The sequence below is a fragment of the Streptomyces sp. NBC_00306 genome (assembly GCF_036169555.1).
In the GTDB taxonomy this organism is placed as follows: Bacteria; Actinomycetota; Actinomycetes; order Streptomycetales; family Streptomycetaceae; genus Streptomyces; species Streptomyces achmelvichensis.
This window is the reverse complement of the sequence record NZ_CP108032.1, coordinates 5695172-5707184: the sequence shown is the minus strand read 5'-3', so window position 1 is coordinate 5707184 and position 12013 is coordinate 5695172. Positions and strand designations below refer to the sequence as shown.

Annotated in this window: 15 protein-coding genes; 6 read left to right on the top strand and 9 right to left on the bottom strand. The window is 72.5% G+C overall.

The features are described 5' to 3' along the window. Positions 1 to 20: 20 nt before the first annotated feature. The 3 genes from OHA05_RS25605 to OHA05_RS25595 are packed head-to-tail and all read right to left on the bottom strand — an operon-like array spanning position 21 to position 2271. A complete protein-coding gene (locus OHA05_RS25605) occupies positions 21 to 974 on the bottom strand; it encodes a methionine synthase (RefSeq protein ID WP_443043845.1) in 954 nt (317 codons plus the stop codon). Between the two features lie 38 nt (positions 975 to 1012). Next, positions 1013 to 1702 carry an SDR family oxidoreductase gene (locus tag OHA05_RS25600; RefSeq protein WP_313943938.1) on the bottom strand — a complete coding sequence of 230 codons (690 nt, stop codon included), beginning with the start codon at positions 1700 to 1702 and terminating at the stop codon, positions 1013 to 1015. A 29-nt stretch (positions 1703 to 1731) separates the two neighbouring features. Beyond that, on the bottom strand, positions 1732 to 2271 hold the full coding sequence (locus OHA05_RS25595) for a TIGR00730 family Rossman fold protein (RefSeq protein WP_313943939.1): 540 nt from the start codon (positions 2269 to 2271) through the stop codon (positions 1732 to 1734). Positions 2272 to 2362: 91 nt separating this feature from the next. Between OHA05_RS25595 and OHA05_RS25590 the strand changes: the two genes are divergently transcribed. Next, a complete protein-coding gene (locus tag OHA05_RS25590; RefSeq protein WP_313943940.1) occupies positions 2363 to 2701 on the top strand; it encodes a DUF427 domain-containing protein in 339 nt (112 codons plus the stop codon). 80 nt (positions 2702 to 2781) lie between these two features. Next, positions 2782 to 3579 carry an alpha/beta fold hydrolase gene (locus tag OHA05_RS25585; RefSeq protein ID WP_328861819.1) on the top strand — a complete coding sequence of 266 codons (798 nt, stop codon included), beginning with the start codon at positions 2782 to 2784 and terminating at the stop codon, positions 3577 to 3579. A 247-nt stretch (positions 3580 to 3826) separates the two neighbouring features. Here the strand turns inward: OHA05_RS25585 and mnmA are convergent, their stop codons facing one another. Beyond that, on the bottom strand, positions 3827 to 4951 hold the full coding sequence (gene mnmA / locus OHA05_RS25580) for a tRNA 2-thiouridine(34) synthase MnmA (protein ID WP_328861818.1): 1125 nt from the start codon (positions 4949 to 4951) through the stop codon (positions 3827 to 3829). A 61-nt stretch (positions 4952 to 5012) separates the two neighbouring features. Between mnmA and OHA05_RS25575 the strand changes: the two genes are divergently transcribed. After that, positions 5013 to 5696: an N-acetylmuramoyl-L-alanine amidase gene (locus OHA05_RS25575; protein WP_313943943.1), complete on the top strand. Its 684-nt coding sequence runs from the start codon at positions 5013 to 5015 to the stop codon at positions 5694 to 5696. A gap of 85 nt (positions 5697 to 5781) precedes the next feature. On the opposite strand, the gene OHA05_RS25570 is transcribed toward OHA05_RS25575, so the two are convergent. Both OHA05_RS25570 and OHA05_RS25565 read right to left on the bottom strand, forming a co-directional pair. After that, complete coding sequence (locus OHA05_RS25570) at positions 5782 to 6945, bottom strand: cysteine desulfurase family protein (protein WP_328861817.1); 1164 nt, start codon at positions 6943 to 6945, stop codon at positions 5782 to 5784. A gap of 112 nt (positions 6946 to 7057) precedes the next feature. Then, positions 7058 to 7648 (bottom strand): TetR/AcrR family transcriptional regulator, encoded by a 591-nt coding sequence (locus OHA05_RS25565; protein ID WP_313943945.1) that lies wholly within the window; start codon positions 7646 to 7648, stop codon positions 7058 to 7060. A 257-nt stretch (positions 7649 to 7905) separates the two neighbouring features. On the opposite strand from OHA05_RS25565, the gene OHA05_RS25560 reads away from it, so the two are divergent. Continuing rightward, positions 7906 to 8862: an alpha/beta hydrolase family protein gene (locus OHA05_RS25560; RefSeq protein ID WP_328861816.1), complete on the top strand. Its 957-nt coding sequence runs from the start codon at positions 7906 to 7908 to the stop codon at positions 8860 to 8862. A gap of 98 nt (positions 8863 to 8960) precedes the next feature. Here OHA05_RS25560 and OHA05_RS25555 read toward each other — a convergent pair whose 3' ends face one another. Together OHA05_RS25555 and OHA05_RS25550 are read right to left on the bottom strand one after the other, a co-directional pair. Then, positions 8961 to 9272, bottom strand: coding sequence for a DUF4190 domain-containing protein (locus OHA05_RS25555; protein WP_391846277.1), 312 nt, complete (start codon positions 9270 to 9272; stop codon positions 8961 to 8963). Between the two features lie 172 nt (positions 9273 to 9444). Then, positions 9445 to 9603, bottom strand: coding sequence for a hypothetical protein (locus tag OHA05_RS25550; protein WP_313949143.1), 159 nt, complete (start codon positions 9601 to 9603; stop codon positions 9445 to 9447). Between the two features lie 97 nt (positions 9604 to 9700). Here OHA05_RS25550 and OHA05_RS25545 point away from each other — a divergent pair, with 97 nt between their 5' ends. Next, positions 9701 to 10315 (top strand): TetR family transcriptional regulator, encoded by a 615-nt coding sequence (locus OHA05_RS25545; RefSeq protein WP_328861815.1) that lies wholly within the window; start codon positions 9701 to 9703, stop codon positions 10313 to 10315. On the opposite strand, the gene OHA05_RS25540 is transcribed toward OHA05_RS25545, so the two are convergent. After that, positions 10284 to 11312 carry a helix-turn-helix transcriptional regulator gene (locus OHA05_RS25540; RefSeq protein ID WP_328861814.1) on the bottom strand — a complete coding sequence of 343 codons (1029 nt, stop codon included), beginning with the start codon at positions 11310 to 11312 and terminating at the stop codon, positions 10284 to 10286. The two genes, OHA05_RS25545 and OHA05_RS25540, sit on opposite strands and share 32 nt — an antisense overlap. 113 nt (positions 11313 to 11425) lie before the next feature. Here OHA05_RS25540 and OHA05_RS25535 point away from each other — a divergent pair, with 113 nt between their 5' ends. Further along, on the top strand, positions 11426 to 11998 hold the full coding sequence (locus OHA05_RS25535) for a TIGR03086 family metal-binding protein (protein WP_328861813.1): 573 nt from the start codon (positions 11426 to 11428) through the stop codon (positions 11996 to 11998). Positions 11999 to 12013: the final 15 nt, after the last annotated feature.

Here is a 12013-nt window from a genome sequence, read left to right as displayed (position 1 = left end):
CTCCCGATTCCCCGGCACCCTTACTCAGGGTTGTCTGCGAGCGATCTCGCGGCCCGGACGCCGTGGGCGAGCGCCGCCCGCGCGTACGCCGGTGAGGCACCCGCCAGTCCACAGGTGGGAGTGATCACGACGGACTCGGCGAGAGTCCCCGGATTCAGCCCCAGCCTGCGCCACAGCGTCCTGACACCCATGACGCTACCCGCAGGGTCGGACAATGCCGTGTCAGTGGACGGCACGACTCCCGCGAACAGCTTCGTGCCGCCCTCGACCGCCTCACCGATCTCGTCGTCGTCACGCTCGGTGAGCAGACCGAAGTCGAACGAGATGCCCGCGGCGCCGGCCCGGCGCAGCAGGGCGAACGGCACGTCCGGCGCGCAGGAGTGGACGGTCACGGGGCCTTCGCTCACGCCCATGACGTCCCGCAGCGCGGACTCCACGACCTGCCGGTCCACCGCTCGGTGCGTGCGGTAGCCGCTGGCCGAGGCGACCTGCCCGCGCAGCACCGCGATCAGCGAGGGCTCGTCGAGCTGGAGCGTCACGGAGGCGCCCGGCACCCGGCGGCGTACATCCGCCAGATGCGTACGCAGTCCTTCCGCCAGCGACGCGGCGAGGTCCCGGCAGGCACCGGCGTCGGACAGGGCCGCCTCGCCGTTGCGCAGCTCCAGGGCGGCGGCGAGCGTCCACGGCCCGACCGCCTGGATCTTCAGCGGCCCCTCGTATCCCTGGGTGAACTCCTCCAGCGCGTCGAGGTCTTCGCCGAGCCAGGAGCGGGCACGCCGGGTGTCGCGGCCCGGACGGTCACTGATGCGCCATCCGCTGGGCTCGACATGCGCGTACATCTCGACCAGCAGCCCGATGGTCCGCCCGATCATGTCGGCGCCCGGCCCGCGGGCGGGCAGCTCGGGCAGATACGGGAACTCCTCGACGGACCCGGCGACCGTCTTCGCGGCCTCGCGTGCGTCCGTGCCGGGCATGGAGCCCACTCCGGTCGCGGGTCCGAACAGCACGTCGCTCACCGGCCCGGCCGCACGGTCACGTCGTTGATCTCCGCGTCGCGCGGCAGGTCCAGTGCGGTCAGGATGACCGTCGCGACGGACTCGGGGTCGATCCAGCGCGCGGCGTCGTACTCCTTGCCCTCCTGCGAGTGCACCTTGGCCTGCATGGGGCTTGCCGTGCGGCCGGGGTAGACCGAGGTGACCCGTACGCCGTTGCCGCTCTCCTCGTGGCGCAGCGAGTCGGCGAGCGCCTTCAGTCCGTGCTTGGAGGCCGCGTACGCGGACCAGTCGGCGTGCGCGTTGAGGCCGGCGCCCGAGTTGACGAACAGCACCTGGCCCCGGGAGGCGCGCAGTTGCGGAAGCATCAGCCGGGTCAGCTCGGCGGGCGAGATCAGGTTGGCGTTGAGCTGCTGGTGCCAGGTCGTCGGCCGCAGCTCGGCCACCGGGCCGAGGTCGACGATGCCCGCGATGTGCAGGAGCGAGTCGAGCCGGTCCGGCATGGGCTGCATGCCGAACGACTTGGAGATGCGGTCCGGGTCGGCCAGGTCGGCGACGAGCGTACGGGCGCCCTCGTACCGGGCGGCGAGTTCCTTCGCGCGGCCGGCGTCGCGGGCCAGCAGGACGAGTGTGTCGCCGCGCTCGTGGAGCCGGCGGGCGACCGCCGCGCCGATGCCGGAGCCCGCCCCGGTGATCAGATGTGTTGGCATACCGCCCATGCTCGCACTGCCGCGACCGGCTACTGCACCCCGGCGGCCTCCTCCAGGTAGGCGAGGGCCGCGACACCGTCCTCGGCGAAGAACACCAGGTCGGTCAGGGGCAGGGGCAGGAAGCCCTCCTCGTCCATGCGCCGGAACTGCTGCTTGAGGCCGTCGTAGAACCCGGCGGTGTTCAGCAGGACGACCGGCTTGGTGTGCTTGCCGTGCTTCTTCAGCTCCAGGATCTCGGTCGCCTCGTCCAGGGTGCCCGTGCCGCCGACCATGATCACGACGGCGTCGGAGCGGGAGAGCAGCAGCGCCTTCCGCTCGGACAGGTCCTTGGCGATCACCATCTCGTCGGCGTCGGCGCGGGCGAGTGTGTGGAGGAAGTCGACGGAGACGCCCACGAGGCGTCCGCCCGCCGCCTGCACCCCGTCGGCGACGACCTTCATCAGCCCGCTCTCCGAGCCGCCCCACACGAGCGTGTGCCCGCCCTTGCCGAGGAGCTCGGCGAACTCGCGGGCCGGGCGGGTGTATCGGTCGTCGAGGTCGGCGGCGGAGAGGAAGACGCAGATGTTCATGACGCCACCGTACGACCGGGTCACCCGGCGTCGGACCCCCGGAGAGGGGCCGGGCGGGAAGAAGCCGGCCGCCGCCGGTGCTGTACGTGTCATGACGAAGGCACACACCGGACATCGCATCACGGTCGAGCAGGGCTCGGTCCATGTCATCGCCCGCCATGGCGGGGTGCTGCTCGCGGAGAGCCGCAGGCCCCTGATCCTGCGCGAGACAGGCTGTCCCGACCGCTACTACCTTCCGCCCGGGGACGTGCGCAGTGATCTGCTCACCGCCTCCGGCACCCACACCCACTGTCCCTTCAAGGGCGACGCCGACTACTGGTCGCTGCCGGACGCACCGGACCTGGTCTGGTCGTATCCGGAGCCGAAGACCCAAGTCGCCGAGATCAAGGGCCACTTCTGCTTCTACGACACCGAGGTCGTCGAGGACTGACCGCCGCCCGCGCCGGGTGAGCGGAAAAGAATCTCGCGCGCGACCGATGAGTTCCCGAGCGGGCCCCGGTCAGCCTTCTCATGGACAACATGAGCAGGACGCTCAGCAAGGCGGAGTCGGAGGACGGCACCCTCATCGCGTACGAGCAGCGGGGCGACGGCCCGCCGGTGGTTCTGGTCAGCGGGGCGCTGTGCACGTCCGCGGTGGAGGCACCGCTCGCGGGGCTGCTCGCGTCGCGGTTCAGCGTGTTCACGTACGACCGGCGCGGCCGTGGCGCGAGCGGTGACACCGCTCCGTACGCCGTGGAGCGGGAGATCGAGGACCTGGCCGCGGTGATCGGCGAGGCGGGCGGAGCCGCGTCCGTGCACGGGACGTCGTCGGGTGCGGCACTGGCGCTGCGGGCGGCGGCAGCGGGACTTCCGATCACACAGCTGTCCGCCTACGAGCCTCCGTACGACCCGGACGAGGCGCCGGGAGCCCCGCCACCGACCTACGAACACCGGATGCGGGCACTCCTCGCCGAGGACCGGCGCGGGGAGGCGCTGGCGGTCTTCCTGGGCGAGATGGGGGTGCCGCCCGAGGGCCTGGACGCGATGCGCGGGACGCCGATGTGGGCGGACATGGAGGCGGTCGCCCCCACGCTCGTGTACGACCACGAGGTCATGGCGGGCGGCGGGGTGCCGACCGCGATGCTGAGCGGCATCGGGACCCGGGTGATGGTCGTGGACGGGGGGATGAGCCCGCCCTTCATGCGGGAGGCCGCACGCCTGGCCGCCCAGGCCCTCCCGCGCGGTCGGCACCGAACCCTGACGGGCCAGACGCACGAGGTGGCCCCGCATGTGCTGGCGCCGCTGCTGCTGGAGTTCTTCTCCGCCTAGGCCAGTCCGGCGATCTTGTCGGGCCTGTGACGACAGCTACGGCACTCCCCCGTAGCCCTTCGGGCACGGGAGGTGCACCCACGCTGTGTTGTCCCAGTCGCCCGAGTACGCCCAGTACGAGGACGATCTCCCCCAGCCTCCGGCCGGGGGTGCCCCCACCGCCGTGCGATGCACCGCATCCGACGCCACAGGCCGATCCTCGAAGATCGCCCCGACCGGACCTAGAGGCGGCCTCGGACACGGGACGTCAGGCGACCGATGCCGTCACGCGCCGCGTGGAGGCGATCGTCGCCGAGCCGACCACCCGCGTGCCGTCGTACAGCACGACCGCCTGGCCCGGAGCCACTCCCCGCACCGGCTCGGTGAAGGTCACCCGCAGCTCGCCGTCGACCAGTTCCGCGCTCACCTCGGTCTCGCCGCCGTGGGCCCGCAGCTGTGCGGTGTACGTCCCCGGGCCCGTCGGCGCAGCCCCGCACCAGCGGGGCTTGATCGCGGTCAGGGCGGTGACGTCCAGCGCCTCCACCGGGCCGACCGTGACCGTGTTGTTCACCGGGGAGATGTCGAGGACGTAGCGCGGCTTGCCGTCCGCCGCCGGGTGCCCGATCCGCAGGCCCTTGCGCTGGCCGATCGTGAAGCCGAACGCCCCGTCGTGGGTGCCCAGCTTCGCACCGCCCTCGTCGACGATGTCGCCCTCCGCCGTGCCGAGGCGGTTCGCCAGGAAGCCCTGGGTGTCGCCGTCGGCGATGAAGCAGATGTCGTGGCTGTCCGGCTTCTTCGCGACCGCCAGCCCCCGCTCCTCGGCCTCGGCCCGGATCTCGTCCTTGGTGGTGAGGGTGTCACCGAGCGGGAACATCGCGTGCGCGAGCTGGCGCTCGTCGAGCACACCGAGGACGTACGACTGGTCCTTGGCCATGTCACTGGCACGGTGCAGCTCGCGGCTGCCGTCCTCACGCTCGATGACGGTGGCGTAGTGGCCGGTGCAGACGGCGTCGAAGCCCAGCGCGATCGCCTTGTCGAGCAGCGCCGCGAACTTGATCTTCTCGTTGCAGCGAAGACAGGGGTTGGGCGTGCGGCCCGCCTCGTACTCCGCGATGAAGTCCTCGACGACGTCCTCGCGGAAGCGCTCGGCAAGATCCCAGACGTAGAAGGGGATGCCGATGACGTCGGCCGCGCGGCGGGCGTCGCGGGAGTCCTCGATGGTGCAGCAGCCGCGCGCACCCGTGCGGAAGGACTGCGGATTCGCGGAGAGCGCCAGATGGACACCGGTCACGTCGTGGCCGGCCTCGGCGGCACGTGCGGCGGCGACGGCGGAGTCCACGCCGCCCGACATGGCGGCGAGCACACGGAGGGGACGCTGGGAAGTCTGAGTCATAGCGATACCAGGGTAAGGGGCCCGGGGAACCAGAGGCTCGCGAGTATGCGTTGAACAGCGCATGGGAAGCGATGAGAAGCGCGGCGGACAGCGGCGGATCAGCAGGCGTGCCGCGCTGATCGGCGGCACGGCCGCCGTGGTGGGGGCGGGTGCGCTGGCCCACGACGAGCTGCGACGGGTCTGGTGGCGGGTGCCCGGCGTGGAGAAGAAGCGGGTGGAGGGTGAGCTGGACCACGTCGGCGCGGTCTGGACGGCAGCGGCCCGGGCGAACTGGCGCCGCGCGGACCGGCCCGACGACTACGGCATCGACCGGGTGGTCATCCATGTCGTGCAGGGCAGCTATCCGACCGCGCTGAAGGTCTTCAAGAACCCGGGGCACGGCGCGGCCACGCATTACGTGGTGGGCAAGGACGGCCGCGTCGCCCAGATGATCCGCGAGCTCGACGTCGCTTTCCACGCGGGGAACCGCGAGATGAACGAACGAAGCATCGGCATCGAGCACGAGGGCTTCGTCGACCGGCGCCGGGACTTCACCGACGCCATGTATCTGTCCTCGGCGAAGCTCACGGCGGGGATCTGCGTGCGGTACGGGATACCGGTGGACCGCGAGCACATCATCGGCCATGTGGAGGTGCCGGGGACGGACCACACGGACCCGGGACCGTACTGGAACTGGAACCGCTATCTGAAACTGGTGCGCGGCCAGATGCCGTCGGCCCGGCAGGTGGCGGAGAAGAAGGCCTGAGCCCGGTCCGGGGCGACGGGCCCAGGGGTGCCGCCCGGTCCGGGGCGACGGGCCCAGGGACGCCACCCGGCCCCGGGGACAGCCCTCAGCTGAGGCCCGCGGTGCGCGCCCGCTGCACCACCGGTCCGATCGCCTCCGCCACCGCCTTCACATCCGCCCTGGTGGAGGTGTGGCCGAGACTGAAGCGGAGCGTGCCGCGCGCGAGGTCGGGGTCCGAGCCCGTCGCCAGCAGGACATGGCTGGGCTGGGCGACACCGGCCGTGCATGCCGACCCGGTGGAGCACTCGATGCCCTGGGCGTCGAGCAGCAGGAGCAGTGAGTCCCCCTCGCAGCCGGGGAAGCTGAAGTGCGCGTTGGCGGGGAGCCGGTCGGCCGGGTCGCCGCCGAGGACCGCGTCGGGCACCGCCGTACGGACGGCGTCGACCAGTTCGTCGCGCAGGGCGCCGATCTCGCGGGCGAACTCCTCGCGGCGCTCGGCGGCGAGCCGGCCCGCGACCGCGAAGGCTGCGATCGCGGGGGTGTCGAGGGTGCCGGAGCGCACATGCCGCTCCTGGCCGCCGCCGTGCAGGACGGGGACCGGGGTGTACTCCCGGCCGAGGAGCAGCGCCCCGATGCCGTAGGGGCCGCCGATCTTGTGGCCGGAGACGGTCATCGCGGCGAGCCCGGAGTCGGCGAACCCGACGTCGAGCTGGCCGAAGGCCTGGACCGCGTCGGAGTGCAGCGGAACCCCGAATTCCCGTGCCACCGCGGACAGTTCCGCCACCTCCATGACGGTGCCGATCTCGTTGTTCGCCCACATGACGGTGGCGAGGGCCACGTCGTCGGGGTTCCGCTCGATGGCCTCGCGCAGGGCTTCGGGGTGCACCCGCCCGTACGCGTCGACCGGCAGATACTCCACGGTCGCGCCCTCGTGCTCGCCGAGCCAGTGGACGGCGTCGAGCACGGCGTGGTGCTCCACGGGGCTGGTGAGGATCCGGGTACGGGCGGGCTCCGCGTCCCGCCGCTGCCAGTACAGGCCCTTGACGGCGAGGTTGTCCGCCTCGGTGCCGCCGGCGGTGAACACCACCTCGCTCGGGCGCGCGCCGAGAGCCTCGGCGAGGGTCTCGCGGGCCTCCTCGACGGCGCGGCGGGCCCGGCGCCCGGCGGCATGCAGTGCAGAGGCGTTGCCGGTGACGGTGAGCTGCGCGGTCATCGCCTCGACGGCCTCCGGCAGCATCGGAGTGGTCGCAGCGTGGTCCAGGTAAGCCATGGTGGCCCCGATTCTACGAGGCGTGGCGGGGGCGCGGACGCGGCGCAGGGGGGCACGGGCGCGCGGGGCCCGCCACGCCCGGCCACGGGGGCAGGGCGAGCGGGCGCCGCGGTCAACGCGGTTGGCGCAGTCCCGCGATGAGGAGGCCGACCAGTCGGCGTGCGTCGTAGCGTGCGTCGCTGCCGGAACCGATGCAGAGATTCCCGACTCCGCGCATGAGCTCGTAGGGCTCCACGTCGGACCGGATCTCGCCGGATGCGGCGGCGGCGTCGAGCAGCTCGCCGCACACGGGCACGAGGCGGTCGAGGAAGGAGCTGTGCAGCGCCTCGAAACCGGCGCTGTCCGCCTGGAGCACGGCGGCGAGTCCGTGCTTGGTGACCAGGAAGTCGACGAAGAGGTCGATCCATCGCCCCAGGGCGGCGTGCGGAGTTGCGCCGGCCGCCAGCAGGGCGGGGCCGGCTTCGGCGCAGGCGTCCACCTGGTGCCGGTAGACGGCGATGATGAGATCCGCCCGCGTCGGGAAGTGGCGGTAGATCGTGCCCATCCCGACGCCCGCCTCGGCCGCGATGTCGCGCACCGGCGCCTCCACGCCGGATCTGACGAAGACCGTCGCGGCCGCCTCCAGCAGGGTCTGCTGGTTGCGCCGTGCGTCCTTGCGCCGGGATCCGGCCGAGCTTCCCGCGCTGGGGCCGCCTTCGTTCACCGCGGCACTCCTCCCCTGTCCTCCGCGACTCTCCTGCGAGTCTCCTGCGCACCTTGCAAAGCGGAACAACGCTCCGTATCGTTTGCGGAGCAGGGTTCCGTTTTTCTCATGATGTCAGAACCGGGGCCGGACGGCCACGCCGCACGGCGCCGCCCTGCCTCCTGCCCGGCACCGCGGCCGCCGGGCCCGTCACACCCCTCCACCGCGCACGGCAACCGAACGGAAGCACCTCCATGCCCGAATCCACGCCCGCATCCATGCCCGAAACCACGCCCGCATCGAACAACCCGACCGCGCTGCGGATCGCGCCCGCCCCCACGACGATCGTGTCCGCGAAGCCCGTGGTCCTGCCCGCCCCCGGCCGCGGCGAGGATCTCCAGGTCCGCGTCTCCGCGCCCGCGACCGGCGGCGACCTGCCCGTCGTCGTCCTCTCGCACGGTTTCGGCTGGTCGATGGACGGCTACGCACCGCTCGCCGACTTCTGGGCCGCCCGCGGCTTCGTGGTCGTCCAGCCCACCCATCTCGACTCGAGAACGCTCGGCCTGCCCGCCGACGACCCCCGTACGCCGCGGATCTGGCGCATACGCGTCGAGGACCTGGTGCGCGTTCTCGACGGGCTCGATGTCCTGGAGGCCGCCGTGCCGGGCCTCGGCGGACGCCTCGACCGCGGCCGTACCGCCGTGGCCGGTCACTCCTGGGGCGCCCAGACCGCGAGCACACTGCTGGGCGCGCGGGTCCTCGACCCCGACGGCGCTCCCGGGGAGGACCTGTCCGACCCGCGCGTGAAGGCGGGCGTGCTGCTGACCCCGCCCGGCCGGGGCGGCGACGACCTGACCCCGTTCGCCGTCGAGAACCTGCCCTTCATGAACCCGTCCTTCGACGACATGACCACGCCGGCTCTGATCGTCGCCGGCGACCGGGACCAGTCCGCGCTCACGACCCGCGGGCCGGACTGGTTCACCGACCCCTACCACCTCAGCCCGGGAAGCAAGAGCCTGCTCACGCTGTTCGGGGCGGAGCACTCGCTCGGCGGCATCCCGGGGTACGAGGTCGCGGAGACGACGGACGAGAGCCCCGAACGCGTCGCTCTGGTCCAGCAGTTGACCTGGGCGTATCTGCGCAGCGCGCTCGACCCCGCCGACACCGGCTGGAAGGCGGCACAGGCCGCGCTGGAGGAGGCCCCTCATCCGCTGGGGTCGCTGCAGAGCAAGTAGCCCCCGCACAACGCCGACCGCCTCCCGCAGCGCTGCGGGAGGCGGTGGGTGCGGCGCGGCGGGGAACCCCTCGCGGCGCGCCGGGAGTCGCGGGGCGGTCAGCCGCCGAAGCCCCAGACCACGGTGCCGTTCATGGCCACGAGCACGCCGAGGACGACCAGGTCGGCGACGCCGAGCGCGAGTCCGAGGAGGGCGCGGCCACGGCGTGCGGTGCCCCGCCACAGGGCGAGGGAGGCGAGTACGACGGCGATCGGGCCGAGCACGATGTTCATCACGAGCAGGCCGACGAGTCCGAGCACGAAGGCGGCGACAGCCATGCCGTCCGCGTCGCGGCGGCCTGTCGGACGGGTGTGCGCGGCGGAGTCCGGGGTGCTCGGGGTACCGGAGTCCGGCGTGTCCGGGTTCGGCACGGCGGAGTTGGGGGTGCCGGCGTTCGGAGCATCGGCGCTCCGGGCGATGGTGCGTTCCCGCTCGGCGGTCCCCCGGGCGGCGCTGCGGCCGCGCGGGGTGCGATCGGTGTGCTTGGTGCGGTCGCTGTGCTTGACGGCGGAGAGCTGCATGGCCGGTTCGGCTCCTTCCGGGTCAGTGCTGACGGGCGCGACGCTCGCGCACGGCGAAGACGAGAAGCCAGACGCCGATGACGGCGCAGGCCACGAAGGTGGCGGAAAGGGGGAGTTGGGCCACGGCGCCCAGCAGGATCCCCAGAAGGAGCAGTGCTGCGACGAGGGCGATCATCGTCATCCTTTCGACATTTCGGTGAACACTTGTCGGTACGACTGTTCACTGACTGGCGAGTCTACACTTCCCTTATCCGGAGAACGGTTGTTTACTCAGTTCCATGAGTCACACCGCCGGAATCCGCCAGGCCCAGAAGCAGAAAACCCGTCAGGCCCTCCTGGACGCAGCGCTGCAGCTGCTCGAGGAGCAGAGTCTGAGCAGTCTCGGGCTGCGCGAGGTGACCCGGGCCGTGGGTGTGGCGCCGACGGCTTTCTACCGCCACTTCCGCGACACGGCGGACCTCGGTGTCGCCCTGGTCGAGGAGGCGCTCGGCAGTCTGCACGCCACGATCGGCGAAGCGCTCACGGAAGAGGCGGACGATGCCCGCATCGACCGGACGGTGTCCCTGATCATGGATCTCGTCCGCACCTCCCCCGCTCATGTCCGCTTCATCGCGCGGGAGCGGCACGGCGGAGTGCAGTCGGTACGCGAGGCGATCGCCGAGCAGTTGCGGCAGTTCGGCGACGAGGTCGCGGCGGCCTTCGCCGACGAACCCGAATCGGAGGGCTGGAGCGCCGCGGATCTGCGGATGCTCGCCGGCGTCTATGTGGACCACATGGTCATGACGGCGTCCGCGTTCCTGGAGGCCGGGCCCGCGGGGCTCGACCGGACCGCCTCCCTGGCCCGCCGTCAGCTGCGGCTGATCAGTCTCGGCCGCCGGCACTGGCTGGACTGACGGCGCCCGTCCCGTAGAGCGCGACGATCTCCGCCGCGGCGCGCGCCAGTTCCGCACGCGCCTGCGGCGGGGAGAGCACCTCGACGCTCTCGCCGAAGGCGAGCAGCACGCGGACCGCCGTCAGGGAGCCGAGGGCGAGCTCCACCCGGGTCCAGCGCGGCGTCTCCGCGCCCGCCTGCTGCCCGGCCGCGTCCGGCTCCTCCGGCACGGGCTCGCCGGTCAGCCGGCTGCCGTGCATACGCAGAAACAGATCCAGCCGCTCCTGGCTCACCCGCGCCGTCACGCACACCTCCGCGGGCCGGTCCTCGACCTGACGGCGCAGCACCTCCCAGACGTCGGCCAACTCCTGGCCGGCACGCCGCCGCACGGGGTCGTCGGTGACCGCGGCCGAGAGGACCCGGTCCGCCCGGAAGAGGCGGGGCGCGCCGCGGTGGTCGGCGACCAGGTACCAGATCCCGGCCTTCACCACGAGGCCGTACGGGTCGAGGGTGTACGTCCGCGGTTCGGTGGTGCCGCTGTGGCGGTAGCGCAGCCGCACCCGGCGATCCGTGAAGACGGCCGAGTTGAGCGCGTCCAGATCGACGGCCGGACCCGGTGCCTTCATCCAGCGGGCGGGGTCCACCAGGATGCGGCGGCTGGTCAACTCGGCTCCGGGCCGGTGGGGTTCGGGCAGCGCCGCCATCACCTTGCGCAGCGCGGAGCCCAGTGCCTCGTCGAGGCCCAGCGCGCTGTGGGCGCCCTGGGCGGCCAGCACGAACAGCGCGCGGGACTCGTCCGCCGTCAGCCCCGTGACATCCGTGCGGAAACCCGGCAGCAGGGCGATCCCGCCGTGCCGGCCGCGCTCGGCGTAGACGGGGACGCCGGCGGCGGACAGGGCCTCGACGTCGCGGTAGATGGTGCGGACGGACACCTCCAGGCGCTCGGCGAGATCGGCGGCGGGCACGAGACCGCGGGTCTGGAGCAGCAGGAGGATCGACAGCAGCCGGTCGGATTTCACGTGGCGAGCGTCTCCGGAAAACATGACGGGAGATGTCAGGTTATCCCGGAACAGTGCGTGTGGCCGGCGAGCAGCGAGCCCGCGGGCCTTCGGAGTTCGAGGAGATGGACGACATGAACGATCCCCGCCCCCTGTACGAGCGCGCGGCCGAGCAGTTCGCCGGCCTGGTGAAGGCGGTGACACCGGACCGGCTGGACGCTCCGACGCCCTGTCCCGAGTTCGACGTACGGGCGCTGCTCTCCCATGTCGTGGGCGGCACGCACCGGATCGCGCTCGTCGGCGAGGGAGGTGACGGTCTGTCGGTGGCCGCCCGCGCGGACGGCATCGCGGACGACGGCTGGAGCGCGGCGTACGACGTGGCGCGCGGCCGCTTCGGCGAGGCCTGGGCGGACGACGCGAAGCTGGTGCGACCGGTGACGGTGCCGTGGGGCGCCGAGATCCCCGGCGCGGCCGCGGTGGGCGGCTACGTCATGGAGACCCTGGCCCACACCTGGGACCTGTCCCAGGCGCTGGGGCATCCTCTCCCGCTGGAGCAGGAACTGGCGGAGATCATCCTGCCGCTGGCCCGGGAGGTCCTCCCGGTCGAACCCCGCGGCGGACCCGTCCCGTTCGGGTCGGTGCAGGAGGCGCCGGAGGGCTCCGACGCGTACACGCAGCTGGCGGCGTGGCTCGGCCGGGCCGTGTGACGGCACGCCCCGGCC

Bases quoted from the DNA above. Each gene is read 5' to 3' on its own strand.
- OHA05_RS25595 (WP_313943939.1), bottom strand. From the start codon at position 2,271: ATGAACATCTGCGTCTTCCTCTCCGCCGCCGACCTCGACGACCGATAC.
- OHA05_RS25535 (WP_328861813.1), top strand. From the start codon at position 11,426: ATGAACGATCCCCGCCCCCTGTACGAGCGCGCGGCCGAGCAGTTCGCC.
- OHA05_RS25605 (WP_443043845.1), bottom strand. From the start codon at position 974: ATGCCCGGCACGGACGCACGCGAGGCCGCGAAGACGGTCGCCGGGTCC.
- OHA05_RS25545 (WP_328861815.1), top strand. From the start codon at position 9,701: ATGAGTCACACCGCCGGAATCCGCCAGGCCCAGAAGCAGAAAACCCGT.
- OHA05_RS25560 (WP_328861816.1), top strand. From the start codon at position 7,906: ATGCCCGAAACCACGCCCGCATCGAACAACCCGACCGCGCTGCGGATC.
- OHA05_RS25585 (WP_328861819.1), top strand. From the start codon at position 2,782: ATGGACAACATGAGCAGGACGCTCAGCAAGGCGGAGTCGGAGGACGGC.
- OHA05_RS25570 (WP_328861817.1), bottom strand. From the start codon at position 6,945: ATGGCTTACCTGGACCACGCTGCGACCACTCCGATGCTGCCGGAGGCC.
- OHA05_RS25590 (WP_313943940.1), top strand. From the start codon at position 2,363: ATGACGAAGGCACACACCGGACATCGCATCACGGTCGAGCAGGGCTCG.
- OHA05_RS25550 (WP_313949143.1), bottom strand. From the start codon at position 9,603: ATGACGATGATCGCCCTCGTCGCAGCACTGCTCCTTCTGGGGATCCTG.
- OHA05_RS25575 (WP_313943943.1), top strand. From the start codon at position 5,013: ATGGGAAGCGATGAGAAGCGCGGCGGACAGCGGCGGATCAGCAGGCGT.
- OHA05_RS25600 (WP_313943938.1), bottom strand. From the start codon at position 1,702: ATGCCAACACATCTGATCACCGGGGCGGGCTCCGGCATCGGCGCGGCG.
- mnmA (WP_328861818.1), bottom strand. From the start codon at position 4,951: ATGACTCAGACTTCCCAGCGTCCCCTCCGTGTGCTCGCCGCCATGTCG.